The 26,668-nt window shown below is 63.3% G+C and carries 26 protein-coding genes and 4 tRNA genes; 5 read left to right on the forward strand and 25 right to left on the reverse strand.

Annotated features, from left to right (window positions below; genetic code table 11):
• From mltG to RCH11_RS10535, 7 genes are all read right to left on the reverse strand, one after another.
• Window positions 1-1,083: an endolytic transglycosylase MltG gene (mltG, locus tag RCH11_RS10505; protein ID WP_327056949.1), complete on the reverse strand. Its 1,083-nt coding sequence runs from the start codon at window positions 1,081-1,083 to the stop codon at window positions 1-3.
• 218 nt (window positions 1,084-1,301) lie between these two features.
• Window positions 1,302-1,763, reverse strand: a complete 462-nt coding sequence (ruvX, locus tag RCH11_RS10510) for a Holliday junction resolvase RuvX (RefSeq protein WP_327056950.1) — start codon at window positions 1,761-1,763, stop codon at window positions 1,302-1,304.
• A 2-nt stretch (window positions 1,764-1,765) separates the two neighbouring features.
• Entirely contained in the window at window positions 1,766-4,420 is a 2,655-nt protein-coding gene (alaS, locus tag RCH11_RS10515) for an alanine--tRNA ligase (protein ID WP_327056951.1), read from the reverse strand.
• A 60-nt stretch (window positions 4,421-4,480) separates the two neighbouring features.
• On the reverse strand, window positions 4,481-4,702 hold the full coding sequence (locus RCH11_RS10520) for a hypothetical protein (protein ID WP_327056952.1): 222 nt from the start codon (window positions 4,700-4,702) through the stop codon (window positions 4,481-4,483).
• A 52-nt stretch (window positions 4,703-4,754) separates the two neighbouring features.
• Window positions 4,755-5,150 carry a DUF948 domain-containing protein gene (locus RCH11_RS10525; protein ID WP_327056953.1) on the reverse strand — a complete coding sequence of 132 codons (396 nt, stop codon included), beginning with the start codon at window positions 5,148-5,150 and terminating at the stop codon, window positions 4,755-4,757.
• Between the two features lie 100 nt (window positions 5,151-5,250).
• On the reverse strand, window positions 5,251-5,880 hold the full coding sequence (gene rpsD / locus RCH11_RS10530; RefSeq protein ID WP_327056954.1) for a 30S ribosomal protein S4: 630 nt from the start codon (window positions 5,878-5,880) through the stop codon (window positions 5,251-5,253).
• 135 nt (window positions 5,881-6,015) lie between these two features.
• Window positions 6,016-7,350: a replication-associated recombination protein A gene (locus tag RCH11_RS10535; RefSeq protein WP_327056955.1), complete on the reverse strand. Its 1,335-nt coding sequence runs from the start codon at window positions 7,348-7,350 to the stop codon at window positions 6,016-6,018.
• A 102-nt stretch (window positions 7,351-7,452) separates the two neighbouring features.
• Here RCH11_RS10535 and RCH11_RS10540 point away from each other — a divergent pair, with 102 nt between their 5' ends.
• The 3 genes from RCH11_RS10540 (at window position 7,453) to RCH11_RS10550 (ending at window position 10,223) form a co-directional block, all read left to right on the forward strand.
• A complete protein-coding gene (locus RCH11_RS10540) occupies window positions 7,453-8,253 on the forward strand; it encodes a peptidylprolyl isomerase (protein WP_327056956.1) in 801 nt (266 codons plus the stop codon).
• 50 nt (window positions 8,254-8,303) lie between these two features.
• Window positions 8,304-9,533, forward strand: coding sequence for a DUF349 domain-containing protein (locus RCH11_RS10545; protein WP_327056957.1), 1,230 nt, complete (start codon window positions 8,304-8,306; stop codon window positions 9,531-9,533).
• Window positions 9,534-9,626: 93 nt separating this feature from the next.
• Window positions 9,627-10,223 carry a type IV toxin-antitoxin system AbiEi family antitoxin gene (locus tag RCH11_RS10550; protein WP_327056958.1) on the forward strand — a complete coding sequence of 199 codons (597 nt, stop codon included), beginning with the start codon at window positions 9,627-9,629 and terminating at the stop codon, window positions 10,221-10,223.
• On the opposite strand, the gene RCH11_RS10555 is transcribed toward RCH11_RS10550, so the two are convergent.
• The 17 genes from RCH11_RS10555 to RCH11_RS10635 all read right to left on the reverse strand — a co-directional run bounded on the left by RCH11_RS10555 (window position 10,210) and on the right by RCH11_RS10635 (window position 24,736).
• Entirely contained in the window at window positions 10,210-12,501 is a 2,292-nt protein-coding gene (locus tag RCH11_RS10555) for a RelA/SpoT family protein (RefSeq protein ID WP_327056959.1), read from the reverse strand. The genes RCH11_RS10550 and RCH11_RS10555 overlap by 14 nt on opposite strands.
• 113 nt (window positions 12,502-12,614) lie before the next feature.
• The gene (locus RCH11_RS10560) at window positions 12,615-12,953 is read right to left on the reverse strand and encodes a rhodanese-like domain-containing protein (protein WP_327056960.1); all 339 of its coding nucleotides are present in this window, start codon (window positions 12,951-12,953) and stop codon (window positions 12,615-12,617) included.
• On the reverse strand, window positions 12,950-13,945 hold the full coding sequence (secF, locus tag RCH11_RS10565; protein ID WP_327056961.1) for a protein translocase subunit SecF: 996 nt from the start codon (window positions 13,943-13,945) through the stop codon (window positions 12,950-12,952). The genes RCH11_RS10560 and secF overlap by 4 nt, the downstream gene beginning before the upstream one ends.
• A complete protein-coding gene (gene secD, locus RCH11_RS10570; protein ID WP_327056962.1) occupies window positions 13,945-15,684 on the reverse strand; it encodes a protein translocase subunit SecD in 1,740 nt (579 codons plus the stop codon). The genes secF and secD overlap by 1 nt, the downstream gene beginning before the upstream one ends.
• A gap of 106 nt (window positions 15,685-15,790) precedes the next feature.
• The gene (yajC, locus tag RCH11_RS10575) at window positions 15,791-16,216 is read right to left on the reverse strand and encodes a preprotein translocase subunit YajC (RefSeq protein ID WP_327056963.1); all 426 of its coding nucleotides are present in this window, start codon (window positions 16,214-16,216) and stop codon (window positions 15,791-15,793) included.
• A 71-nt stretch (window positions 16,217-16,287) separates the two neighbouring features.
• A complete protein-coding gene (ruvB, locus tag RCH11_RS10580; protein WP_327057041.1) occupies window positions 16,288-17,316 on the reverse strand; it encodes a Holliday junction branch migration DNA helicase RuvB in 1,029 nt (342 codons plus the stop codon).
• Window positions 17,316-17,930: a Holliday junction branch migration protein RuvA gene (ruvA, locus tag RCH11_RS10585; protein WP_327056964.1), complete on the reverse strand. Its 615-nt coding sequence runs from the start codon at window positions 17,928-17,930 to the stop codon at window positions 17,316-17,318. Before ruvA ends, ruvB begins: the two co-directional genes overlap by 1 nt.
• Window positions 17,927-18,505, reverse strand: a complete 579-nt coding sequence (ruvC, locus tag RCH11_RS10590) for a crossover junction endodeoxyribonuclease RuvC (RefSeq protein ID WP_327057042.1) — start codon at window positions 18,503-18,505, stop codon at window positions 17,927-17,929. The genes ruvA and ruvC overlap by 4 nt, the downstream gene beginning before the upstream one ends.
• 31 nt (window positions 18,506-18,536) lie before the next feature.
• Window positions 18,537-19,298, reverse strand: coding sequence for a YebC/PmpR family DNA-binding transcriptional regulator (locus RCH11_RS10595; protein WP_327056965.1), 762 nt, complete (start codon window positions 19,296-19,298; stop codon window positions 18,537-18,539).
• Between the two features lie 195 nt (window positions 19,299-19,493).
• Entirely contained in the window at window positions 19,494-20,114 is a 621-nt protein-coding gene (gene pdxT, locus RCH11_RS10600) for a pyridoxal 5'-phosphate synthase glutaminase subunit PdxT (protein ID WP_327056966.1), read from the reverse strand.
• Window positions 20,104-21,009 (reverse strand): pyridoxal 5'-phosphate synthase lyase subunit PdxS, encoded by a 906-nt coding sequence (gene pdxS, locus RCH11_RS10605; protein WP_327057043.1) that lies wholly within the window; start codon window positions 21,007-21,009, stop codon window positions 20,104-20,106. The genes pdxT and pdxS overlap by 11 nt, the downstream gene beginning before the upstream one ends.
• An 86-nt stretch (window positions 21,010-21,095) precedes the next feature.
• On the reverse strand, window positions 21,096-21,623 hold the full coding sequence (locus tag RCH11_RS10610) for an HIT family protein (RefSeq protein WP_327057044.1): 528 nt from the start codon (window positions 21,621-21,623) through the stop codon (window positions 21,096-21,098).
• A 74-nt stretch (window positions 21,624-21,697) separates the two neighbouring features.
• Window positions 21,698-23,614, reverse strand: a complete 1,917-nt coding sequence (gene thrS / locus RCH11_RS10615; RefSeq protein ID WP_327057045.1) for a threonine--tRNA ligase — start codon at window positions 23,612-23,614, stop codon at window positions 21,698-21,700.
• A 221-nt stretch (window positions 23,615-23,835) separates the two neighbouring features.
• A complete protein-coding gene (locus tag RCH11_RS10620) occupies window positions 23,836-24,324 on the reverse strand; it encodes a hypothetical protein (protein WP_327056967.1) in 489 nt (162 codons plus the stop codon).
• A 128-nt stretch (window positions 24,325-24,452) separates the two neighbouring features.
• Window positions 24,453-24,524 (reverse strand) — tRNA-Val (locus RCH11_RS10625).
• 23 nt (window positions 24,525-24,547) lie between these two features.
• Window positions 24,548-24,618: transfer RNA gene (locus tag RCH11_RS10630), tRNA-Cys, on the reverse strand.
• Between the two features lie 46 nt (window positions 24,619-24,664).
• Window positions 24,665-24,736, reverse strand: a tRNA-Gly gene (locus RCH11_RS10635).
• A 120-nt stretch (window positions 24,737-24,856) separates the two neighbouring features.
• Here RCH11_RS10635 and RCH11_RS10640 point away from each other — a divergent pair.
• Window positions 24,857-24,929 (forward strand) — tRNA-Val (locus RCH11_RS10640).
• Here the strand turns inward: RCH11_RS10640 and RCH11_RS10645 are convergent.
• A complete protein-coding gene (locus tag RCH11_RS10645) occupies window positions 24,889-25,710 on the reverse strand; it encodes a YqjF family protein (protein WP_327057046.1) in 822 nt (273 codons plus the stop codon). The genes RCH11_RS10640 and RCH11_RS10645 overlap by 41 nt on opposite strands.
• Window positions 25,711-25,732: 22 nt before the next feature.
• Here RCH11_RS10645 and RCH11_RS10650 point away from each other — a divergent pair, with 22 nt between their 5' ends.
• Window positions 25,733-26,632, forward strand: a complete 900-nt coding sequence (locus RCH11_RS10650; protein ID WP_327056968.1) for an alpha/beta hydrolase — start codon at window positions 25,733-25,735, stop codon at window positions 26,630-26,632.
• Window positions 26,633-26,668: the final 36 nt, after the last annotated feature.

Below are 26,668 nucleotides of genomic sequence, written 5' to 3' on the forward strand. Positions count from 1 at the left end.
CTAATTGCACCCGCCCGGGTTCGCCTTCAGCCAGGCGCCGAGCTGTGCGTTCGCAGCCTGGTGCTGAGCGAAGGTATCGGAGAACGCCGTCTCTCCCGTTGAGCAGTTCACAACCACGAAGTACAGCCAGGTGCCGTCCACGGGATGAAGCGTCGCCTCGATCGCCTTTTCTCCGGGATTCGAGATCGGTCCGATCGGCAGGCCCTGGTTGGCATAGGTGTTGTATCGGTTGCCTTTATCGGCGCGTTGGGCGGGCGTGGTGTTGATACTCGTCGACCCCGCGCCGTAGGCCACCGTCGCATCCGACTGCAGATTCATGCTTTTCGCGATGCGGTTATCCCAAACCCTGGAGACCTTCGGGAAGTCCGCGACGGGACCACCCTCCTTTTGCGTAAGGGCTGCGAGCGTCAGCACCCTGTGCCGGTCCGCAACGGCGACGCCCGCCGCATCCAGCCGCGTGAACATCTCGGTCACGAAGCCCTGGAGGATCTGGTGGGCTGTTTGGCCCGGCTCGAACGAGTAGGTCGCCGGAAAGAGATAGCCCTCGAGGCTCGGGGCCGCCGCGGGGAGCCCGAATGACGTATAGTCCGCGGCCGCGGCTTCAAGCTGGGCCTTGGTGACCCCCGTGCTTTCGCTGAGGTTGGAAAGCTTCGCGATGATGCCCTTGACGGTAATTCCTTCGGGAAACGAGACGCGGGTCGATACCCTATTCTTCGGGTCAACGAGCGCCGCAAGGGCGGCCTTGGCGCTCATGCGGTTCTTGAGTTGGTAGCTACCAGGGTGGAAGGTCACCTGCGGGACTTGCACAAGCAGAAGCTTGTAGAACGCCGTCGTAGTCTTCGTCACGCCTCTAACCGCAAGTGTCTTGGCAACGTCCCCGCCAACCTGGCCGTTTTCGATGGTCACGACGACTTTTCCGCTGCCGCCACCGGTGTAGTCGATCGGCGGTTCCACCCCGAGGACCTTCTGGATCTGGGGCTGGAAGGTGAACCACACCGCCGTCGACACGACCCCGAGCACCACGATGATGGAGAGAAACACCCAGAGCCACGCGAGGCTCCGGCGGGGTTTCTTGCGCCGCACGAGGCCATGCTCGTCAACCCGGCCAGAGTGTCCTCGCCGGGTCGCGGCTCGATCGCGGGCTGCATTGTGGGAGGCATTGTGTGTGGTGGCCGCCGATCCTCGGGCTTCCCGGCGGCTCTTCGGAGCTGAAGCAGCTGGCGGTGGCGCGTCGGTAGCACCGCCGCCGGACGGGGGTTGTGACGAAAAGATCTCATCCCAGCTCGGATCATCGGCCACGGTTACCGTCCTTCGGGGGAGACGACAACCGCTCCCGGCAGTGCTCCACCGGTGCGCTCGACGTCGAGGGCATGCTGCAAAATTATCACGGCCGCAACCTGGTCGATCACGGACCGCGACCGGCGCGAGTTGCGACCTGACGCTTGCAACGCGCGGGTCGCCGACACTGTGGATAACCGTTCGTCGACCATCCGTACCGGGATGTCGCCGCTCATCGCCACCCGCAACGCGAAGTCTCGCGCATCCCGGGTCGAGGCCGAATCGGCTCCCGACAGTGCGAGTGGCAGCCCGATCACGATTTCGACCACGGAACGCTCGGTTGCCTCGGCCAGGATCCGAGCGATATCACCATCGCCTCGAGCAATCGTGCTCACCGGGGTGGCCAGCATCCCGTGCGGGTCGCTCGAAGCAACCCCGATACGCACTTTCCCCACATCGATCCCGAGGCGCACGCCTGGTCGCACCGTTACCTCGGAAGTCCGGCCGAGATGGCCTCGAGCGCCGTGGCGATTGCGCGGACGTTCGATCCGCCACCCTGGGCGAGATCGTCTTTGCCGCCGCCACCGCCGCCGAGGATCCCCGCAGCGCTCTTGGCGAGCATGCCGGCCCGAGACCCGAGGGCGCGTGCCGCTTCATTGGTGGCGACGATCACTGCGGGCTTGCCTGCGACATCCGCCGCGAGTGCCACTACGGCCGGGTCGGTACCGAGCCGACCGCGCACAGAGGTTACCAACAGACGCAGGTCGTCGGAAGAAGAGAGAGTGCCCACATTGCTGATCACTGCGGTCACGGCTCCAATCCTGGTCGCCTCGGCCAAGAGCGCGGGAACACGCTCTGTGAGCGCTGCGTCCTCGAACTCAGAAATGCGCTTTTCCGCTGCCTTGAGACTGGCGAGCAACTCGGAGATGCGCGCCGAAACCTGATCTCGCGGTGTCTTCAGGGTCGACGTCAGTTCACTGACGATCGCGCGCTCAACAGCGAGGTCGCGGAACCCTTCCCTGCCGACCAGAGACTCGATACGACGGTTGCTCGACCCGACCGAGGCCTCACTGATCACGTTGATGAGGCCGATCTCCGAGCTGCGAGCGACATGGGTGCCCGCACAGAGTTCAAGCGACCAGGGTCCGCCGATTTCCACGACCCGCACCTCATCGCCATACTTTTCGCCGAACAGAGCCATCGCGCCGAGCGCGCGAGCATCATCAAGCGGCATGATTCGCGTCGACACCTCGAGATTCTGCCGCACGGCGTCGTTCGCGATACCCTCGATCTCGGTGCGCGTCGCCAACGACAGCGGCTTGTTCCAGTTGAAGTCGAGTCGCAGGTACCCCGCACGGTTGTCGGATCCGGCCTGGTGAGCATCCGGTCCGAGGACCTCCCGCAGCGCGGCGTGAATCAGATGGGTCGCCGAGTGCGCCTGGGTTGCGCCGCGGCGGTAGTCGCGATCAACCACGCTGGTAGCGGCATCCCCCACCCCGACCTCTCCGCTGCGCACCTGCACGCGATGGCTCACGAGCCCCTTGACCGGGCGCTGCACATCGAGCACTTCGAGATCGAACCCGGTGCCGACGATGCTGCCGGCATCCGCTTCCTGGCCACCAGCCTCCGCGTAGAGCGAGGTCTCCGCAAGGATCACCTCCGCGATCTCACCGGCGACGGCCTTCGTCACTGACACCCCGTCAACAATGAGGCCGAGGATTCTCGTGTCGGTGTCGAAATGGTCATAGCCGGTGAAGACCGTCTCACCCAGCGCCCGGAACGCACTGTAGACGGAGAGGTCGGCCAGAAGCGTCTTCTTGGCCTTGGCATCCGCCTTCGCCATCGTGCGCTGTTCGAGCATCAGGGCGTCGAAGGCGATGCGGTCGACGCTGAGGCCGGCTTCCTCCGCCATTTCGAGCGTGAGGTCGATGGGAAAGCCGAAGGTATCGTGCAGAAGAAACGCGGTGTCTCCCGCGAGTTGCTTCGAGCCCGACCGCTGAGTCTTGCCCACCGCGAGGTCGAGGATGGTCGTGCCGCTGGCGAGGGTGCGGAGGAATGTCTCCTCCTCCGCCGTTGCGAGATTGCGGATGCGGTCGTAGTCGGACTCGACCTCCGGGTAGGCCGCCTTCATCGCGTCCTTCGAGGCAGCGAAGAGCTCCGTGAAAGTAGGGGCATCCACACCGAGCAGGCGCATGGAGCGCACGGAGCGGCGAAGCAAGCGGCGCAAGATATAGCCGCGGCCCTCGTTTGACGGGGTAACGCCGTCCGACATCAGCATGAGTCCGGAACGAATGTGGTCGGCGACCACGCGCATCCGCACGTCATCTTCGGGGTCGGCGCCGTAGCGGCGGCCCGAGAGAGCAGCTGCCCGGTCGAGCACCGGGCGGATCTGGTCGATCTCGTAAATGTTCTCTACGCCCTGCTTGAGGAAGGCAACCCGCTCGAGTCCCATGCCGGTGTCGATATTCTGCTTCGGAAGGTCGCCGAGGATCGGAAAGTCGTACCCAGATCCTTCACCGCGCAGGTATTGCATGAAGACGAGATTCCAGAACTCGACGTAGCGATCATCCCCTGTCGCCGGCCCGCCATCGGCACCATAGGCCGGCCCACGATCGAAAAATATCTCGGAGTCGGGCCCGGCCGGTCCCGGCTGACCGGTCGACCAGTAGTTCTCATCTTTGCCGAGGCGTTGGATGCGGTGCTCAGGCAGCCCGGCAATGCGGCGCCACAGGTCGAAGGAGACATCGTCTTCTTCATAGACCGTCACCCAGAGATCCCTCTCCTCGAACCCGTACCCGCCATCGGCTTCGGAGGTCGTCAGCAGCTCCCAGGCATAGCCGATAGCCCCCTCCTTGAAATAGTCACCGAAGGAGAAGTTGCCATTCATCTGGAAGAAGGTGCCGTGACGTGGCGTCTTGCCGACCTCTTCGATGTCGAGGGTCCGGATGCACTTCTGCACGCTTGTTGCACGTGGATACGGCGCCGGCACGAGCCCGGTCAGGTACGGCACGAACGGCACCATGCCCGCCACCGTGAACAGCAGCGTCGGATCGTCACTCACGAGGGAGGCGGAGGGAACTACGGTGTGGCCGCGCTCGGCGAAGAAGTCGAGCCAGCGGGCTCGGATGTCAGCGGTCTGCATGGTGTCCTGAGGTCTGGGCGTGCCCCTCCGGGCCGCCGATGGCGAAGAAGAGAATTTTTTTCAGCGTGCGGTGAAATCGGAGAGGGCGTCTCCGGCATCGGCCACGGCGGCACGAAGCTCGGCTTCGCGCTCCTTATAGCCATCGATAACAGCACTGGAGAACTCGTGAGCACGACTGTCCACGTCTTCGAAGAACCGCTTACCCTCCGGGGTCTTGTTGATCTGGTGGGCGGCGAGGAATCCCAGCCCGACGCCGACGATGAGCCAGAGGATGTTCTTCATGGTTGCTCCCTAGAGTGGTGGCGGATGCTGCGGCGCGGCGGGTTATGCCAGTTTACTTCGCACGAGATTTCGGCCCTCGGGCGCCACTTTTCAGGGCGCCACTCTTCAGGGCGCCAAGGGCGACCTTGACGGCAGCCGAGAAGCCGGCGAGCTTGATAAGCGGACCGCCGACGGTGGCGGCCGTGAGTGCGACGAGCGACGCCACGTTGCCCGTGGCCTCCGCGACGCCCCTGGTGATCGTGTCAACCCGGGCGAGCTGTTTGTTGGTCTCGGAAATCGTCGTGGTGGCCTCTTCGAGGAGCGGCGTCACATTCGTGCCAAGGTCCCGGATGGCGGTTCCTGCTTCGTCGAACACGCGGCCGAGCTTGACCAGTGGGATAGCCAAGAGGCCGACGAGCACCGCAAACACGCCGGCGCTGATCAGTCCGGCGATGTCGCCACCACTCATGAGATGCACCAATCGATCGAGGTAACACAGAAGGAGCGGACCATCCGAAGATGATCCGCTCCCACTGTAACGAACGGGGTGCCAAGCACCCTATTCAGGCCTAGCGTGCCGCGTAGTACTCCACGACGAGCTGTACTTCACAGGTCACGGGAACCTCGGCACGAAGCGGGCGACGCACGAGGCGCGCCTGCAGCTTGTCAATCTCGACCTCGAGGTACGGCGGGAGCTTCGGAAGCACGTCGACGTGACCGCCGGCCGCGGCAACCTGGAACGGCTCCATGCCCTCGCTCTTGGGGTGAACGTGGATGAGCTGTCCCGGCTTCACGCGGAACGACGGACGGTCGACGCGCTGGCCGTCGACCAGAATGTGGCGGTGCACGATCATCTGGCGGGCCTGCGCGGTAGTGCGCGCGATCGCGGCACGAACGATGAGTGCGTCAAGACGCATTTCAAGCTGCTCAACCAGGTTTTCACCGGTCAGCCCCGAGGCGCGGCGAGCTTCTTCGAATTGGATCTTGAGCTGGGCCTCGCGGATGCCGTATTGGGCGCGCAGTCGCTGCTTCTCGCGAAGACGGACGGCGTAGTCGCTGTCGGTCTTTCGCTTCGTTCGGCCGTGCTCCCCCGGAGGGTACGGGCGCTTCTCGAGGTACTTGGCGGCTTTCGGCGTGAGCGGGATGCCCAACGCACGCGACAGGCGCGTCTTGCTGCGGGTACGTGACTGGGTAGACACGGAATCCTTTCGATTCTCTTCGCCCCCACGAAACGGAAGTGCACCGTGGAGGCCCGTGCGTGAGCGCGGACAGATTGGGAAGAGGGCTTCGGCCCGAGAGAACTCCTCAGAACCACCAAGAAGACTAACAGATTGCTAGTCCCCCCGAATGATCCGCCGCAGCTTCTCCAATCGTGCCTTCACATCCCGTTCGTTACCGTGCTCGGTGGGCGTGTAGTAGCGAGTGTCACGCAATTCGTCGGGGAGGTACTGCTGCTGCACCACCCCAAGCTCTGAGTCGTGCGAATACCGGTAGCCCTTTCCGTGCCCGAGCTTCTTTGCGCCGGCATAGTGCGCGTCACGCAGATGCTTGGGTACACGTCCGATCCGACCGGCGCGCACGTCCGCAATCGCAGCATCCAGGGCCAGGTACGAAGCGTTGGACTTCGGTGCTGTGGCGAGGTACACGACGGCTTCCGCCAGCGGTATGCGCCCCTCGGGCATCCCGACGTACTGAACGGCGTCTGCAGCGGCGACGGCAATGAGAAGAGCCTGCGGGTCGGCGATACCGATGTCTTCGGCCGCGCTGATCATCACCCGGCGAGAGATGAAACGGGGATCCTCACCCGCCTCGATCATTCGGGCGAGGTAGTGCAGCGCGGCATCCACATCGGAGCCGCGGATCGATTTGATGAACGCGCTGATCACGTCGTAGTGCTCGTCACCGTTGCGGTCATAGCGCAGCAGCGCGCGGTCAACAGCCATCGCAACGATGTCGGCGGTCACGATCGGCTTCTCGTTGTCTTCGGTCGTCGACGACGCCGACAGCGCCGCCGCTTCTAGAGCGGTGAGGGCACGCCGGGCGTCCCCGGAGGCGAGACGGATGATGAGGGCCCTGGCCTCGTCCTCGAGCACGACCTTGTCGGCCAGACCGCGCGGGTCCACCACTGCCCGGTCGACAAGCGTTCCCAAGTCCTCGTTGCTCAGTACCTCGAGGGTCAAGAGCAGGGATCGGGACAGCAGCGGGGAGATTACCGAAAAGGAGGGATTTTCGGTCGTGGCCGCGATGAGGATGACCCAGCCGTTCTCCACACCGGGAAGCAACGCATCCTGCTGGGCCTTACTGAAACGATGGATCTCGTCAAGGAAGAGCACGGTCGTGACGCCGTAGAGGTCGCGCGCGGACATCGCCTGCTCCATGACTTCGCGTACATCCTTGACGCCGGCATTGACCGCAGAGAGCTCGACAAATTTACGGCTGGAGGAATGCGCGATGGCCTGGGCGAGGGTGGTCTTTCCGGTGCCGGGCGGGCCCCAGAGGATTACTGAGGTAGCGCCCTGCTCCCCCGTCTTGTCCGAGGCGAGGCTCACCAGCGGCGAACCGGGAGTGAGCAGGTGGCGCTGGCCCGCGACCTCGTCAAGGCTGCGAGGTCGCATCCGCACGGCGAGAGGGGTCGCGCCGGCGCGCAGTCCGATCCGGTCGTCCACCATGAGATCAATGGTAGTCAGCGCCCCTGACGGTGACCGCTCGTCCTATACAGTGCAGGAGGACATTCCTGCCGTCAGCGCGGCGCCGACCCCGAAGGACTAGCCGTGGCATCCAGCAAGAACGCCGACCGCGACGCGCGCGAGGCGCGCGACCGACTACGCCGATACAACGCTCGGCAGTCCGTGCACAGCCTTCAGGTCACCCGGCGCCGACGCGACAATGTGGTCGCCATCGTCAGCGTCGTCGTGATCGCTGCTCTCGCCACTTTCACCCAGGTCTTTTATTTCACCGCAGGTCCGGGGATGCCCGCTCCGACCGCTTCACCCTCCCCATCAAGCAGCGCGTCAGCCGAAAAGAACGTCGGCCCTGTCCCGGCCAAGACCATCGCCAAGGGTCGTGCGTGGACCGGAACGCTCGCTCTGAATACTGTGAAGCTGGGGATCTCGCTCGACGGCGCAAAGGCGCCGCAGGCCGCATCGGTCTTCATCGATCTCGCGAAGAAGAGTTTCTACACGACCACCGGCGCGACCTGCCACCGTCTCACCAACGGCGATTCGTTCAAACTCATTCAATGCGGTTCGGTCGACGGCAAAGGCGCCGGCGATGTGGGTTTCAGTTTTGGACCGCTCGAGAACGTGCCGACCGACGGCGTCTATCCCGCCGGAACTATTGCGATGGCCCGCGGCGACTCCGCCTACTCGCAGAGCAGCCAGTTCTTCATCACCTATGCCGACACGAAGTTGCCCTCCACCACCGGTGGGTACACCCTTTTCGGAAGCGTCACGAGCGGTCTCCCCGCGTTCGTGAGCCAGATCGCTGACGGGGGCGTCACAGCGTCGGCGCAGAGCACCACCGATGGCACCCCGGTTATTCCGACGAAGATCACACAACTGACCGTGCAATAGGCTGGAGATCGGCTATTCCACAGCATGGCCGACAAGCAAAGGTGAGACTTTTGGCGACAGACGATCAGGCCCCATGGGGCCGCGTTGACGACACCGGCACGGTCTTCGTGCGTGACGGAGAGGGTGAGCGCGCGGTAGGTCAGTACCCGGACGGTACTCCCGAAGAGGCGATGGCCTACTTCCAGCGCAAGTACATCGAACTCGCGGGCCAGGTGACGCTGCTCGAGCAGCGCATCAAGCGCGGCACGGCGGCAGCGGATGTCGCGAAGACCATCGCCGCTCTCACGGTGACGGTCAGCTCTGCCAACGCCGTCGGCGACCTGCCCTCCCTCACCAGGCGACTCGGCGCCCTGAAGGGGGCGGTCGGCGAACTCACCGAAAAGCAGACCGCCGAGACCAAGGCAGCCACGGAGGCGGCTCTGGCTGAACGCGAAACACTCGTGGTCGAAGCCGAGAAGCTTGCCGCCCAGGACCCGGCCAAGGCGCAGTGGAAACAGGTCAGCGTCACGCTGGATGACATCTTTGCGCGCTGGCAGAAGCACCAGGCGGATGGTCCCCGGCTGCCCAAGAACGAGAGCAACGAGTTGTGGAAACGATTCCGGGCCGCCCGCACCATTATCGAGACACATCGCAAGGCCTTCTTTGCCGAGCTCGACTCCGTGCACAAGGATGCCCGCAATAAGAAGCAGGATCTCGCCGAGAAGGCGGAATCCCTCATCGCCCAGGGCCTAGACGGCATCCCCGTCTACCGCACCCTGCTAGACGATTGGAAAGCGGCGGGCCGCGCGGGCAAGAAGTTCGATGACGCGCTTTGGCTTCGCTTCAAGGCCGCCGGAGACGCTCTTTACTCGGCCAAGTCCGAGGTGGATGCCAAGGACAATGAAGAGTTCAGCGCCAACCTCGAACTCAAGTTGGCCCTTCTCGCCGAGGCCGAGCCGCTGGTCGCCGTGACGGACCGCGTCAAGGCAAAGGACGCGCTTGCCTCGCTCCAGCGACGCTGGGACGCCATCGGTAAGGTGCCGCGTGACAAGGTAAAGCCCCTCGAGGATCGCTTGCGCAAGGTCGAGACCGCCGTGCGCAAGCTCGACGAGGACCACTGGCACCAGAGCAACCCGGAGCGCCTCGCGCGCGCGGAGGGCCTGGCCGGCCAGCTGCAGGACGCGATTGCCAAGCTCGAAGCCGAGCTCGTCACGGCAAAAGTGGGCGGCGATGCCAAGAAGGTGACGGATGCCGAAGAGGCTCTCGATGCCCGAAGGGCTTGGCTAAAGGCCATCGGCTAGCACCACTTCTCCGCGCGGCGGCTCACCGCGCTTTGTCCACAGATTGGCGCGGGTACCTGATGTCGACCGTTACCGTCCAGAACCATGGAACGTATGTCCCGTCTCCCCGCCGTTTTGTTCCACTCCGATCTTCCGGAGGCGGAACTTCATGCGGCAAAGCTGGACGGTGAGCTCTACCCTGTCGACCGGTGCTTCAGCCCCGTCGACGAGATCGATTGGCTGTGGAATCGAGCGAGGGCCCTGACCCTCACGGTGCCTGCCCGACTGATCGCCGAACAACGCACCGCCGCCTGGATCTATGGCGCCTTCAGTCGCGCGCCTCGGCAGCATCAATTCTGCGCGGATATCTCCGCGCGGGTCCGGCCCCCTGCGCTCGTCGCCATCACCGTGCGCGAAGTCGTGATCGATGCAAGTGAACTGGTGCACGTCGCCGGGCTGTTGGTCACCACGCCGCTGCGTACGGTAGTGGATCTCGCGCGGTCGAGCGTGAATTTCACAAACGACGACCTTCGAGCCGTCGGCGATCTGATGCGGATCGGACGATTTGGAATCGAGGAGTGTCGTGCGGTGCTCGACCGACGCCGCAATCTGCCCCACAAACGTCTCGCACTCGAGCGGATCGATGAGGCGCTGAGACTGCTTAGCCCTGTTCCTCATGCTCAGACAGAGGCTGGGGTCAACCGCCGTTGACCCGATACACGTCGTAGACGGCGTCAATGCGGCGAACCGCGTTGAGAACAGCATCCAAGTGTGTCGTGTCACCCATCTCGAAGACGAAACGGCTCAAGGCCAGACGATCGCTCGAGGTCGACACAGAGGCTGACAGGATATTGACGTGACTCTCGGAGAGCACCCGCGTCACGTCCGACAGTAATCCTGCCCGGTCAAGGGCCTCCACCTGAATTTGCACGAGGAAAATGCTCGACGAGGTCGGCGCCCATTCCACGTCGACCATGCGCTCGGGCTCGGCCAGCAGAGAGGCCACATTGTGGCAGTCATCCTTGTGCACAGAAACGCCTGAACCGCGAGTGACGAATCCGACGATTTCATCGCCGGGCACCGGAGTACAGCACTTCGCGAGCTTCACGAGAATATCCGGCGCTCCACGCACAAGAACACCCGAGTCACTATTACGAAGTTGCTTACTCCGCCCCCTGCTGGGGAACGGGATATCGACATCCTCGGTCTCCGCCTCGGTGTGCAGGGTACCGAGCACCTTCTCGATCACCGACTGGGTGGAAACATGCCCCTCTCCGACTGCCGCATAGAGCGCAGAGATGTCCTCGTATCGCATTTGTGCCGCGACCTCGTTGAAGGAATCCTGGTTCATCAGCTTCTGCAGTGGCAGATTCTGCTTACGCATGGCACGCGCGATCGCATCCTTGCCCTGCTCGATCGCCTCGTCGCGTCGTTCTTTCGTGAACCACTGCTTGATCTTGTTGCGGGCCCGTGGACTCTTGACGAAAGTGAGCCAGCCCTGGCTTGGACCGGCATCCGGGTTCTTCGAGGTGAAGATCTCGACAACGTCACCGGAATTGAGGGCGCTCTCGAGCGGAACCAACCGCCCGTTGACCTTTGAGCCCATGGTGCGGTGGCCAACCTCGGTATGCACGGCGTAGGCGAAGTCGACCGGGGTGGCTCCCGCGGGGAGGCCGATCACCTTGCCCTGCGGGGTGAAGACGTAGACCTCCTTGGCACCGATCTCGAAGCGCAGCGAATCGAGGAACTCGTTGGGGTCCGCGGTTTCGGCCTGCCAGTCCGTGATGTGGGCAAGCCAGGCCATGTCGCCGTCATCGCTCGTCTCGCTCGAGGAGCCCTTGCTGTTGACGCGTTCCTTGTACTTCCAGTGCGCCGCCACACCGAACTCAGCACGCTGGTGCATCTCGTCGGTGCGAATCTGGATCTCGACCGCGCGGCCCTTTGGACCGATCACCGTGGTGTGCAGCGACTGGTAGAGGTTGAACTTTGGCGTCGCGATGTAGTCCTTGAAACGACCGGGGATCGGATTCCAGCGCGCGTGGATCGACCCGAGCACGGCGTAACAGTCGCGTACGGACCCCACAAGCACACGAATTCCGACCAGATCATAGATCTCGTCGAACTCGCGACCGCGCACGATCATCTTCTGATAGATCGAGTAATACTGCTTGGGCCGACCGACCACCTTGCCCTTGATTTTCGAGGCCTTGAGGTCGTCTTTCACCGAATCGATGACCTGCTGCACGAATTCTTCGCGCTGCGGGGTTCGCTGCTTGACCAGGTTCTCAATCTCGACGTAGAGCTTGGGGTAGAGCACGGCGAACGAAAGGTCTTCGAGCTCCCACTTAATGGTCTGGATGCCCAGCCGGTGAGCGAGTGGCGCGTAGATTTCCAAGGTTTCCTGCGCCTTGCGAGTGGCAGATTCCGCCGGCACAAATCCCCAGGTGCGCGCATTGTGCAGCCGGTCTGCGAGCTTGATCACCAGCACCCGGATGTCTTTCGACATCGCGACAACCATCTTGCGCACGGTCTCTGCCTGCGCGCTGTCGCCATACTTGAGCTTGTCGAGCTTGGTGACTCCATCGACGAGCATGGCGATCTCATCACCGAAGTCGCGGCGGAGGAGGTCGAGGGAATAGTCGGTGTCCTCGACCGTGTCGTGAAGGAGAGCCGCGGCCAGGGTCTTCGGCCCGATACCGAGATCGGCCAGAATCTGGGCAACGGCAACCGGATGCGTAATGTAGGGCTCTCCGCTGCGCCGTTTCTGCCCGCGATGGGCACGTTCGGCGCTCACGTAAGCGCGCTCGATGATGCCGACGTCGGCCTTCGGATGGTGCATCCGTGCCGTCTTAATCAGGCGGTCAACCGCCCCAACGGGCTGGGCCTTCGAGAAGATGCGCGGCAGAAGGGTACGCAATGACCCGGTGCTCTGAGCATTAGGGCCCGGTACCGGAGGCGCGGAGGTGTCTGACGTAGTCGTATCAACCATCAGTTTCCTCCTGCTTCAAAACTATCATCGCGACGGGGTGCTCTTCGCTCGTTCGCTCACGGCACGATGCCAAGCCGGTGTCCATTACCGATGATGGTCATCGCGCCCAAGTCTCACTCGACGTGAGCCGCAGCCTCACCGTCGGAAACCAGCGGGCCGTTAGCCGCCGTCCATGCGAGCATTCCCCCGGAGACGTTCACCGCATCCACCCCTGCACCCACCAGCGCTCTCGCCGCGCGGAGTGACCGGCTACCGGAAAGACACACGACCAGCACCGGCCGGTCCGCAGGAATTTCGGCCATGCGAGAACCGAGCTCACGCAGTGGTACAAGGTGCGCACGTGGCGAGTGCCCGCGGTCCCACTCATCCTGCTCACGCACGTCAAGCAACCAGGCGCCGCTCTCGGTGAGTGCTATCGCCTCTTCGGCGGTGACTTCCGTTACCCCGCTCACACGGAGACAGTCCGGCTCTTCTCGCGCGCCGCAATAGTTCGACGGTTGCTCGCCTGTACACCTTTCTCGCCCTCGCGCAGCTGGGCGTAGAGGGGAGCGGCAATGAAGATCGTCGAATATGTTCCGACGACGATTCCGACGAGAAGGGCGAGCGAGATGTCCTGCAGCGTGTTCGCACCGAGCACGAACGCACCGATGAAGAGAATGGATGCGACCGGGAGCGCCGCGACGACACCGGTGTTGATCGACCGTACGAGGGTCTGGTTGACTGCGAGGTTTACCGACTCGCCGAAGGTATAGCGGGATTCGCCCCCCAACTGAGCGGTGTTCTCCCGGATTTTGTCGAACACCACAACGGTGTCGTACAGGGAGAAGCCAAGAATCGTGAGGAAGCCGATCACTGCCGCCGGTGTAACCTCGAAACCCGTCGCGGCATAGACTCCCGCGACGATCACGAGGTCGTGCAAAAGCGACACTATTGCCGCGAGCGCCATCTTCCAGGTACGAAAATAGAACGCCATCGCGATCGCTGCGAGTACGACGAACACGACGAGCGCCCGCAGTGCCTGCGCGGTGATATCCGCTCCCCAGCTCGGGCCGATGAACGAGGTCGTCACGTCTTTCGAGGGAACTCCATATGCCTTCGCGAGCGCGTCGGTCAGTGTGGAAGTCTCCCTGTCGGTCAACTGCGTTGTCTGAATGCGGAGCCCATCCGTCCCGACGGTGGTCACTTTCGGGACCACGGACGGAACTACCACTTTGATAGCGTCGACCGCTGGCTGTTGGCTGATCGAGCTGGCCCGAATGATCTGGAATTGCGATCCCCCACGGAACTCGATGCCGAAGTTGAAGCCGCCGTTCACGAGAGGCACGATCGCCGACGCGATGATCAGCACGATTGCTATCGCGTACCAAATGTTGCGCTTGCCGATGAAATCGACCGAACGCTTTCCGGTATAAAGGTCATTTCCGAAGTTCACGAGACTGGCCATCAGGACTTCTTCTCCTTCGCAGATCCACTCTTCGGAGTGGCCTTGCTCGCTATCTCCGCTGCTTTGCGCTCGGCGATGGTCTGTCGCAGTACCGCTTCTCGGGACGCGCCAACGCCCTTCGAGGCAAGACCCTTATTCCCGCCTCCCGGGGTGCGGAATTGAGCCCGTCCACGATAGACGGCGCCGAGTGCCGTCGGATCGAGCCCGGAAAGCGGATTTCCACTTGAGAAGAATCGCGTGGTCGCGAGTAACTGGAGTATCGGATGCGTGAACAGCACAACGACGAGCACGTCGATCACCGTGGTGACTCCGAGGGTCAGCGCAAAACCCTTCACATTGCCGATCGCGAGCACGAAGAGCACGACCGCCGAAAGGAGGTTGACACCCTTTGCCGCGAATACGGTGCGAAGCGCACGTTTCCAGCCGGCTTCGACGGCACTCTCGAGAGCCCGGCCTTCGCGCAACTCATCGCGTATTCGCTCGAAATACACAATGAAGGAGTCGGCCGTGAATCCGATGGCCACGATTAAGCCAGCCACACCGGCGAGAGATAATCGGAACCCGTTTCGCCACGACATTATCGCAATGACCAGGTAGGTGAGAGCGGCGGCAACGATGAGAGACGCGACTGTTACCAGGCCGAGAAGACGGTATTGGAAGAGCGAGTAGATGAAGACGAGGAGCAGTCCGATGGCTCCGGCGATGAGTCCACTCTGCAGCTGGCTTGCCCCGAGTGTCGCGGCGATTACTTCGCGACTCTGCACCTTGAAGCCGATCGGCAGCGCGCCGAATTTGAGCTGGTCGGCGAGGGTCTTTGAAGACACCTGAGTGAAGGAGCCGGTGATTTGCGGCTTTCCGTTGGTGATCACCGTGTTCGTGGTCGGCGCCGAGATGATGCGGCCGTCGAGCACGATGGCGAACTGGTTCTTCACACCCGTCTCGCTGAAGAGGCGCGTGGTCACCGCGCCGAACTCAGCGCTGCCCTTCGCGTTGAACACGATGTTGACGCCCCACTGTCCCGTGCTGGCGCCCTGGGAATTGGACACCAGGCTGTTCGTCGCATCGGCGATCGTCTCGCCGGACACCTCAACCGGCCCGAGGATGTACTTGTTTTGATTGTTAGTGTCACACGTGATCAGCGGCACCTTGGGGTCGGCGACATTCGCCTTCCCCAGGTTCGCGGTCGAGCAGGTGAAGTCGGTGAACTTCTGCTGCAGGGCGGGGGTAATCCAAGCGGCGTCGCTTCCATTCGTTGGTTTCGTACTCGGGGTCGATTGCAGTGCCTCTGTCGGTGAAGCGCTCGGTGAGGGAGAAGCCGAACCCCCCGTAGAACTCGTGGCCGCGGCACCCCCAACGAGAACCGCGCGGAACTCGAGTTTGGCGGAAGACTCGATTCGGCTGAGGGTGGCCTTGTCGGGTTTACCGGGGATGTCGACGACGATATTTTGGTTGCCCTGCGTGTTGATCTCTGCCTCGGAGACACCGCTCGAGTTGATGCGCTGACGGATTATCGCCACCGCCTGTTGGAGCTGATCCGCGGTGGGAGCCGCGGCACCGTTGGCCACCTGTGGGCTGAGGATGATCTCGGTTCCGCCCTGGAGGTCGAGCGCGAGTTTAGGCGCCCAAGATCCGTTGCTGAAGAGTGTCGATCCACCATTGATCGCGGTCAGCCCGGCGATGATAATGAGCAGCCAGGTCAGTGAGCGCCACGCCTTCCTGACGGGTGTAGTACGTGCCACCGGGGAAACTCAGCTTTCTACGAGTACGAAACCGCGATTGACCGCGACCGCACGGGAGGATGAAGCTCGCGCACGAACGATACGCGAGCACACATCAGGTTAGTGGTTAGTCGTCGCTATTCTTCGGTGCTGCTTTGCGCACGGGCTTCTGAGCGGCGGTCTCGGTGCGCTCACCGAATTCGGGTTCTCCGACTCCGATCGCGCTGTCTTTATTGAGCTCAACGACCGGCTCGGTCACGGCGTCGGCCTCGGTCTCCGAAGCGGCAGGAGTTTCATCCTCAACAGCCTTGAGGATTGTCTGGCGATGGATTTTCAGCACCGTTCCCGGCGTCGTCTCGATGAGCGCCATGTTGGTATCCTCGTCGATCGAGAGGATCGTGCCGTAGAGGCCGTAGTTCGTCATGATCTCCACACCCGGTTCGATCGCGGCCTGGCGGGCGGCGGTCTCTTTGGCGCGCTTCCGCGAGGAGCGGAACTGGAAGAAGACGAACACCGCGAGTGCAACGGCGATGAGAATAAGTGTGGGATCCATAGGGAAAGAGCCTTTCAGGGGCGTGTAGAGAACACGGGGAGTCATACCCTGCGCACTGTTATCAGCTTGAATTATAGGTCATCCGCGAAGAGCGCCGATTCGGTGCGGGGGATGCCGAAGTGGGCCCACGCCTGTTTCGTCGCGACTCGTCCACGGGGCGTGCGGGTTATCAACCCGATCCGCACGAGGAAGGGCTCGACCACCGATTCGATTGTCTCGCCCTCCTCACCCACCGACACGGCGAGGGTGTTGAGCCCCACGGGTCCCCCGTCGAATCGGGTGAGGATGATGTCCATCACGGCGCGGTCCAGCCGGTCAAGGCCGAGCGCGTCGACGTCGTAGAGTTCCAGCGCTGCATGTACGGCCTCGAGACCAGCGACTCCGTGCACGAGCGAATAGTCGCGCACTCGCCGAAGAAGCCGATTCGCGATTCGCGGAGTGCCCCGGCAGCGGCCGGCAATCTCGGCGAGGGCCTCACGATCCACGGCCAGGTCGAGCAATGTCGCTGCGCGGGTCAGCACCTGCTCCAACTCCGGTTCGGAGTAGAACTCCAGATGGGCGGTGAATCCGAACCGGTCGCGGAGCGGATTGGGAAGCATCCCGGACCGGGTCGTCGCGCCCACCAGCGTGAACGGAGCGAGGTCGAGCGGGATGGATGTCGCACCCGCGCCCTTACCGACCATAATGTCGATTCGAAAGTCCTCCATCGCCAGGTAGAGCATCTCCTCGGCGGAGCGTGCCATGCGATGGATCTCGTCGATGAAGAGAATCTCGCCCGGCACGAGAGAGGACAATACGGCCGCGAGATCACCAGCGTGCTGGATGGCGGGACCGCTTGACATGCGCAGCGGCCGACCGCTCTCCTCGGCAACAATCATCGCCAGCGTGGTCTTGCCAAGCCCGGGAGGGCCAGCGAGCAGGATGTGGTCGGGCGTACGGTTCTGCAGCTTAGCCGCCTGCAACAAAAGCTGCAGTTGCGCCCGCACCTTTGCCTGACCCACGAACTCGGCGAGGGTCTTGGGGCGCAGCGCTCCCTCGAAAACGAGTTCGGCCTCAGATTCCGGGGTCAGTCGCACGATGTCGACCGAGGGATCGTTCATCATCGTGTGCCCACCTGCTGCGGTCCGAGCTGGCTGAGGGCGAGGCGCAAGAGTGCAGCGACCGTGGTCGACTCCTGTACGAACGCGCCACCGAGGGCATCCTCCACCGCTTGGGCTGCGATCCGCTCCGACCAGCCGAGCCCAACCAGTGCAACGAGCACGCTTTCGCTGACAGACGCGGTCACCGTCGGTGCGGATGATGCTGCACCGGACGACACCTGAATCTTTCCTGCCAGCGAGATGATGATGAGTTTGGCGGTCTTGGGACCGATGCCAGAGACCTTGCGAAAAGCCGCCTCGTCCTCGGAAGCGACCGCGGAAGCCACCTGCCGAGGGCTCAGGGCGGCGAGCACACCCATGGCCGATTTCGGGCCAACGCCGGTCACTCCGCGAAGCAGGTCGAATACCTCGAGCTCGTCCGCTTCGACGAAGCCGAAAAGGGCGAGATCGTCTTCTCTGACAATGAGTGCTGTGCGAACCGTCGTCTCCGCGCCGACCCGCAACGAGAGCGCATGCTGGGGCGTGACGGTGACGGCGAGACCGACTCCCCCGACCTCGATCACTGCGCTGGTGCCGGACACGCCAAGTACCGTTCCGCGCACCGAGGAGATCATGACCCCAGCCTACGTTTGGGCGGCGACTTCGCCGCGGACCGTTCCGCGGCGAGCCATGTCTCCTGTGCCTTGGTCAGGGATCCACCGGGGCTCGCGACGGCTGCCCCGCGCTTCCAGGCGTGGCAGATGGCGATGGCGAGGGCATCCGAGGCATCCGCCGGTTTGGGCACCTCGGCCAGACCGAGCACCTTCGCCACCATGGTGGCAACCTGTTTCTTATCGGCCGACCCGTACCCGGTGATCGCGGACTTCACCTCCGACGGGGTGTGCAGCCCCACGACGAGCCCACGTTTGGCTGCGAGGTGCAATGCCACCCCACTGATCTGGGCAACACCCATCACCGTAGTGAGGTTCTGTTGCGCAAAGACGCGTTCAATCGCGACGGCGTGCGGCTGGTGCAGGTCGAGCAGGCGCTCAATCTCGTTGCCCACCAACAGCAGGCGCTGCTCGAGTGGTAGCTCTGCGCCGCTCCTGATCACCACGACATCCACCAGTGTCGCCGTGCGGGTTGCCGTGACATCCACGATTCCCACACCGCAGCGGGTAAGTCCGGGATCGATACCGAGCACTCGGATCGTGGCCCCGCGCGGTGCAACCACCGGGCGGCTACTCCTCGTCGTCGAGCTCGGCCTGCACGTCGGCGGGCACGTCGAAGTTGCCATATACGTTCTGCACATCGTCGTTATCGTCGAGCGCGTCGATCAGGCGATAGATCTTGCGCGCGGTCTCGGCATCGACTTCGATAGTGACACCGGGTACGAACTCGACATCGGCCGAGTCGTATTCGATGCCGGCATCCTGAAGAGCGGTGCGCGCGGCCACCATGTCGTGCGGCTCGGTGATGATCTCAAACCCGGCCCCGCGGTCGTTCACCTCTTCGGCGCCAGCATCGAGCACGGCCACGAGGATGTCATCCTCTGTGACGCCATCGGTCTTGGTCACCGAGACCACGCCCTTGCGACTGAAGTTGTAGGCGACGCTGCCCGGGTCCCCCATGGTGCCGCCATTACGGGTCATCACGGTGCGCACATCTGCTGCCGCACGGTTCTTGTTGTCGGTGAGGCACTCGATCAACAGGGCGACGCCGCCGGCCGCGTAGCCCTCGTACATGATGGTCTGATAATCGACCGCTACACCGAGCTGGCCAGACCCCCGCTTGACCGCAGAGTCGATGTTCGAGTTCGGCACCGAGGTCTTCTTCGCCTTCTGGATGGCGTCAACGAGCGTCGGGTTGCCGGAGAGGTCTGCACCCCCGAGCTTGGCGGCGACTTCGATGTTCTTGATGAGTTTGGCGAACGACTTGGCACGGCGAGAATCTTTAATCGCCTTCTGGTGCTTGGTGGTTGCCCATTTGGAGTGGCCTGACATGATCAACATTCTAGCCAGCGGCGGGCCGCCCACCCGTTCGACTCCGCCGCCCACCCGCCGACCCCGGCCGCCGAGCCGCTTTCGGCGGGATGAGGCGGGGCGAAGCAGGTCATCCCGCCGAAACCACCTCGCCCCTGCCGGGGTGAAGCACCGCGCGCCGATCCAGCTCAGCCGCAGAGGGTCAGCCGCAGAGGGTCAGCCGCGCGAGCGCACCACGTTAAGGAAGTGCTCGTGGAAACGGGTATCCCCGGTCATCTCGGGATGGAAACTCGTGCCGAGCAGATTGCCCTGTTCCACCGCGACCACACGACCGTCAGCGAGAGTCGCGAGGGCCACGACTCCCTCACCCACTTGCTCCACCACGGGTGCGCGGATGAAGACCGCGTGCATCGGCAGCGCACCAAGAGAGGGAATAGCCAGATCGGTTTCGAAGGAGTCCCGCTGCGAGCCGAACGCGTTGCGACGCACGGAGATATCGAGGCCACCGAGGCTCTCCTGTCCGGCGATTGCGTCGAGCACCCGATCGGCGAGCATGATCAGGCCAGCGCACGTGCCGTAGACCGGAAGCCCGGATCGGATGGCACTCTTCAGCGGGCCAGCGAGCCCGAACATCCGCGACAGCTTGTCCATGACGGATGACTCGCCGCCCGGAATGACGAGGCCCGCCACCTGGGCAAGCTCTTCCGGGCGGCGGATGGCTCTGGCATCCGCCCCGAGCGACTTGAGCAGCGCGATGTGTTCGCGGAAGTCGCCCTGGAGTGCAAGCACACCGACGATCGGTGCGGCCTGCTCGATTGGGACCGAACTACCAGCCACGTTCGGCGAGGCGGTGCGGCGCGGGGAGGTCGGACACGTTGATGCCGACCATCGCTTCTCCGAGGCCTCTGGACGCGTCCGCGATGGCGGACGGGTCGTCGAAGAATGTGGTCGCCTTCACAATGGCCGCCGCACGCGCTTCGGGGTTTCCGGACTTGAAGACACCCGACCCGACGAAAACTCCGTCGGCGCCGAGCTGCATCATCATCGCGGCGTCTGCCGGGGTGGCTACGCCACCGGCCGTAAACAACACGACGGGAAGCTTGCCCGTGCGCGCGATCTCGAGTACGAGTTCATACGGTGCCTGCAGTTCTTTTGCCGCGACATACAGCTCGTCGTGTCCTTTGGCCGCAAGGGCGCGGATCTCCGAGGTGATGGTGCGGATGTGCTTGGTCGCCTCGGAGACGTCGCCGGTGCCTGCCTCACCCTTGGAGCGGATCATCGCCGCGCCCTCGTTGATCCGACGAAGCGCCTCACCAAGGTTCGTCGCGCCGCAGACGAAGGGGATGGTGAATGGCCACTTGTCAATATGGTTCACATAGTCCGCCGGTGACAACACCTCGGACTCGTCGATGTAGTCCACTTTCAGGCTTTGCAGAATCTGCGCCTCGACAAAGTGACCGATTCGTGCTTTCGCCATGACCGGGATCGAAACCTCGGCCATGATCGACTCGATCAAGTCAGGGTCGCTCATCCGGGCGACACCGCCCTGGGAGCGAATGTCGGCGGGAACACGCTCGAGGGCCATGACCGCGACGGCGCCGGCATCTTCCGCGATGCGTGCCTGAGCGGCGGTCACGACGTCCATGATGACGCCTCCCTTGAGCATCTCGGCGAGACCGCGTTTCACGCGACTCGAGCCAAGGTTTTCTGTGCTGCTGCTGCTGGTGGTGATGTCGTTCACTTCTCGCCTCTCTGATGCTCCGCAGGTGCCGCGGAGCGACTCCATTCTAAGCCGGGGAAACTGAGCGTTGCGGTGGACTACGGGTGCGGCCAGGCCGCCGCGACCTCGGCACGCACCTCACCGAGGAGGCGCGGCATCGCTTTTGTCCCCGCGATGATCGGGAAGAAGTTTGAATCCTGCGCCCAGCGCGGGACGATGTGCTGGTGGAGGTGCTCCGCGATCCCCGCGCCAGCAATACCACCCTGGTTCATGCCAATGTTGAAGCCGTCGCAGTGTGAGGTTTTGCGCAATACTCGCATCGCCGTTTGGGTGAGGGCCGCTATCTCCGCGACCTCTTCGACGGTGGCATCGTCGTAGCTCGCGACGTGGCGGTAGGGGCACACCAGCAGGTGACCGGCATTGTAGGGAAACAGGTTGAGTAGCACGTAACAGGTCTTTCCGCGCGCGACGATGAGGGACTTCTCGTCGTTCAACGAGGGAGCGATACAGAAGGGGCATTCGTCTGCGTGGGGCTGCGGGCCAGCTGTGATGTAGACGAGTCGGTGCGGTGTCCACAGGCGCTGGAACGCATCCGGAACCGCGGCAAAGTCTTCAGACAACTCGATCTCGACACCATCGAAGTCGCTTGCGTCATACTGGCTCGCCCCGTTGATGGGTATGCCGTCGTCGCCGGGCACGCTCACACCTGTGCCCGGGTCGCGATCGCGGAGGTGATCCGTTCGATCGCCTCAGCGACCGGCACTCCGTTGTCCTGGCTGCCGTCGCGGTAGCGGAAGCTGACGGCGCCGGCCGCTCGGTCCTCTTCGCCGGCGATGAGTTGGAACGGTACCTTCAGTTTGGTGTGATTGCGGATCTTCTTCGGCATGCGGTCATTGGAGTCATCCAGCTCCGCACGCACTCCGACCTGCCGCAACTGGCGGATGACGTCGCCCAGGTACTGTTCGTATTGTTCGGCCACCGGGATTCCGACGACCTGCACCGGTGACAGCCAGACCGGGAAAGCCCCGGCATAGTGCTCGAGCAGAATCGCGAAGAACCGTTCGATCGAGCCGAGAAGGGCACGGTGGATCATCACGGGCTGCTGGCGGGTGCCGTCGGCGGCTGTGTACTCCAGTCCAAACCGCTCGGGCTGGTTGAAGTCCAGCTGCACTGTCGACAGCTGCCAGGTGCGCCCGATCGCATCGCGCGCCTGCACGGATATCTTGGGGCCATAGAACGCCGCCCCCCCGTGGTCCATCACGAACTCGAGTCCGGATTCGCTCGCCACCTGGCGAAGGGTCTCCGTCGCGTCATCCCACGCCTCATCGGTGCCGACGGACTTCTCGGGGTCGCGAGTCGACAGCTCAAGGTAGAAGTCGTCGAGGCCGTAGCCGCGAAGCGTTTCGAAGACGAAGTCGAGTTGGCTGGCGATCTCCTCCTTCACCTGCTCGGGAGTGACGTAGATGTGCGCGTCGTCCTGGGTGAGTCCACGCACGCGGGTAAGTCCCGACAGTGTTCCGCTCTTCTCGTAGCGATACACTGTGCCGAATTCAGCGAGGCGCAACGGAAGCTCGCGATAGCTGCGTCCCCTGGCGCGGAAGATGAGGTTGTGAAACGGGCAGTTCATCGGCTTGAGGTAGTAGTCCTGGCCCTGCCGGGTGACGTGGCCCTCGTCATCCACCTCCTCATCGAGGTGCATCGCGGGAAACATGCCGTCCCTGTACCACTGCAGGTGCCCGCTGGTCTCGAACAGTGTGCCCTTGGTGATGTGCGGCGAGTAAACCTGCTCATAGCCGTTGGCGACGAGACGCTCGCGCATGTAGTTCTCGATCTCGGCGCGGATGATTCCGCCCTTGGGGTGGAACACCGCAAGGCCGGACCCGATCTCGTCGGGGAAAGAGAACAGGTCGAGTTCGGCTCCGAGCTTGCGATGGTCGCGCTTGGCCGCCTCCTCCTGCCGCGTGATGTACGCGCGCAGATCGTCTTTGGTGGCCCACGCAGTGCCGTAGACACGCTGCAGCTGCTTGTTCTTCTCCGAGCCGCGCCAGTAGGCAGCGGCGCTCCGGGTGAGCGAGTAGCCGTTTCCAATCAGACGGGTATTCGGCAGGTGCGGACCCCGACAGAGGTCTTTCCAGACGGTCTCACCCGTGCGCGGATCCACGTTGTCGTAGATGGTGAGCTCGGCTCCCCCTACCTCTACGGATTCATTGTCGTCGGTGCCTCCGGCGCCCTCGGTGGGGTGCCCCTTGAGGCCGATGAGCTCAAGCTTGTATGGCTCGTTCGCCAGCTCGGCACGGGCCTCCTCATCGGAGACGACACGACGCACGAAACGCTGGCCCGACTTGATGATGCGCTCCATCGCCTTATCGATTGCCTTGAGGTCATCGGGGGTCAGAGGCGTCTCAACGTCAAAGTCATAGTAGAAACCGTCAGTGATCGGAGGGCCAATTCCGAGCTTCGCCGCCGGGTTGATCGATTGGAGTGCCTGCGCGACCACGTGAGCCGCAGAATGACGCAGGATACTCAGCCCATCGGGCGAAGAGATCAGCACCGGCTCCGCAGTCTCGCCGGCGGCTACAGCCGCGGCGAGGTCACGCAGTTCATCCCCGACCCTCATCGCAACGATCTTTCGGTCGGTGAAGAGCTCAAACCCGGTGGTCGTCTGCGCCGCCGTGATCGACTCGAGAACGGACTCGTTGTCGGCAGGCGAATCTGACACGACGGATGTGCTCCTTGGGGTGCGTGGGAGCCTGAGGCTCAGAACTGAATGGGCGGTGTATCAACTTTAGCGTCGTGGAGGGATCCGTCCGGCGTCGCTCACCGTCGACGCGCGACAGTTCAGCTGAGGAACAGTCCTCTTCCGCGGGTGCGCCGCTTCACTGCCCGCGCGACCGCGGCGGAGATGTCCGCCGATGCCACGGCGGCGAACTCGACCGGAGAGGCGATCACCGCTGCGATGTGCTCGACCCTCGAGGCATCCGGAATGCGGGAGGTGGCGACGAGCACGGTTCCATTCGCCTGGTCACGCACCGGAAACCAGTTCTCCGCGAGATAGACCTCGTCGGGCCACTGGTCCACCAGCTCGTAATCCACATGCGTTCGGGCGAGGTTGAGGGCAGGAAGATTCCACGCGTGCGCGAGTACCGACCGGAGTGCTACTGGTTCGACGACTCCCTCGGCTACGAGCACAGCGTCGATCGCCACTCCCGAGACAGTGTGTTCGAGAAGGGCACGAGCCAGTTGCCCGTTCGACACAAGCCCCGATTCGACGAGCAGATCGGCGAAAGCGGCACCCTCGGCGGACGTGTCATCGCTTCCCGGGTTCATGAGACCATTTTGCGCGACGGTGGCCGCGAAGGATATTCCCCACTAGGCGGGACAGACGCAGTGGTCATCGCCGTTGTCTGCGAGGAAAAAGGCAAGGCCCCGAACCATGGTTCAGGGCCTTGCCGGTGTGAGCGATACTGGGATCGAACCAGCGACCTCTTCCGTGTCAGGGAAGCGCGCTACCGCTGCGCCAATCGCTCAAACTGTGTAATTCCATCCTTCGAGGTGGCGACGGGATTTGAACCCGTGTGGACGGCTTTGCAGGCCGCTGCCTCGCCTCTCGGCCACGCCACCGCGCATGACTCTCGCGAGTCACTTACAGTGAAATCTACTTCACTCGAGCGGATGACGAGATTCGAACTCGCGACCCTCACCTTGGCAAGGTGATGCGCTACCACTGCGCCACATCCGCACTGCTCGCATTTCTGCTTGCGTCCCTGACTCTAGCTGATGCCCCGAGTCTCGCCAAACCGTTCGACGGTCCGGCGTGGCGACGTGGACCGCGCTTAGATATGGCAGTATTGGCGAGTCAGGGCGATTGGCGCAGTTGGTAGCGCGCTTCGTTCACACCGAAGAGGTCATCGGTTCGAGTCCGGTATCGCCCACAACCCTTCCTGGCGCCGTTGCTCCTCCGAGGAGTGGCAAGTTTTTTCGGACCGGTTCCACCAAGGGCCGCGCACCGCTGAACTGTGTGAGCACTCCCGGCGAAAACAGCGTGGAGTCCGGCGGTCGATCGGCCAGCCCAGGCAACCCAGCGGCGGCGAGAAGGTTGTCGTCCAGATCGAGGAGTTCGGCGCTGACCAGAGGCCAGGCGCCATGTTGATTCGCCTGCACTGCGGTGTTCCCGCCGCGTCCGACAAAGAGTCGCCAGCGTGCGGTGAGAAAGTCGGCCAGCGGATCGTCTGCCACCGGAAGCGCTGACGCCCGGCTCACGATCCTTGTCGTCGGACCATCACGCCCGATGCGTCGGCTTTCGTAGCGGTAGTCCTGCCCGTCCCGCCCGAAGTTCGCGGAGGCCCAAAAATACGGGAGTCCAAACGCCGCGCGGGCGGCGACAACCGCAACGAGCCTTGATGCTTCGAGCGACGCGAAGACGACACCCCGTCGCCCGAACTCGTCCACTCCGTAGAGCCTCACATTCACCTCGGTGAAAGTACCGAAGTACGGCACGGGCGGTCCTCCGAAGAACGCGGAGCCGATCATGCGGAACGGAATGAGACCGACCCAGGAGCTTCCGCCGAAGACATCGGGCACAATCCCGGGAGGCAGAAGCGGAGCGACCACCGAGGCGTCCACTCTCCAATGCAGGAAGGTAACGTCGGCCCAGAACTGTTGCAGCACCGGGCGCCCCGGAAGAATTGGCGCGGTCTGCGAGATTGGCTCCACAAGCCCAGCCTATGCTTGCCCAATGTCAAGTCTTGCCAGCCGCCTCATGCCCGCTGTGATGACCCTGCGTGGGGCGAAGCGCGTTTTCTCCTCGGCCGAGGCGATGCAGCGCAAGCTCGTCCGCCAGTCGGCCGGTCGGCCGCCCAAATCGACTCCGCCAGCGCGCCTGTCAAAAACTGTCGATATCCGCGTGCGGGAAATCGCGAACTGGACTGTCTACGAAATCAGTCCGAAGGGAAAGACCCCACCCCGACGCGCTCTCTACCTGCATGGCGGATGCTACGTGTTCGAAATCGCGCTGCAGCACTGGCTCTTCGTAGCAAAGCTTGCCGTCGAGACGAACACGCGGTTCCTGGTGCCTATTTATCCGCTTGCCCCGGCGGAAACGGCCGACACCATCGTGCCGAAGGCCACGGATCTCGCGGTCGGGCTGATCGAGGAGGTGGGAAGTGAGAATACGAGTGTTCTTGGTGATTCAGCCGGTGGAGGCATGGCACTCGCCGTGGCGATGCAGCTGCGGGATCGTGGCATCCCGGCTCCACACAGCACCGTGCTCATCTCGCCCTGGCTCGACATCACCGGCACCGACCCACAGCTTGCGGTGATTGCTCCGCACGATCCCTGGCTCGCCGTGCCCGGCTCTCACTTCGCTGGCGGTGTCTATCGGGGTGCCCTGCTCGAAACCGATCCTCGTGTCAGCCCCCTCTACGGTGACCTTCACGGACTGGGTTCCCTCACGATGTTCAGCGGCACGAGGGACATCCTGAACGCGGATGCCACGAAATTCCTGTCGCTCGCCCGCGCCGCCGGACTCGCGATCGACTACCACGAGGTGCCGGACATGATTCACGTGTTCCCGATCCTGCCAATCCCCGAGGGCACCGCAGCCCGAGCGGTCGTCGCGCGATCTATGGCGGGCTGAACGCCAGAAATATCACCCGGTCACCCCAGCCACCGA

The organism is Glaciihabitans sp. GrIS 2.15 (assembly GCF_035984695.1).
Taxonomy (GTDB): Bacteria; Actinomycetota; Actinomycetes; order Actinomycetales; family Microbacteriaceae; genus Lacisediminihabitans.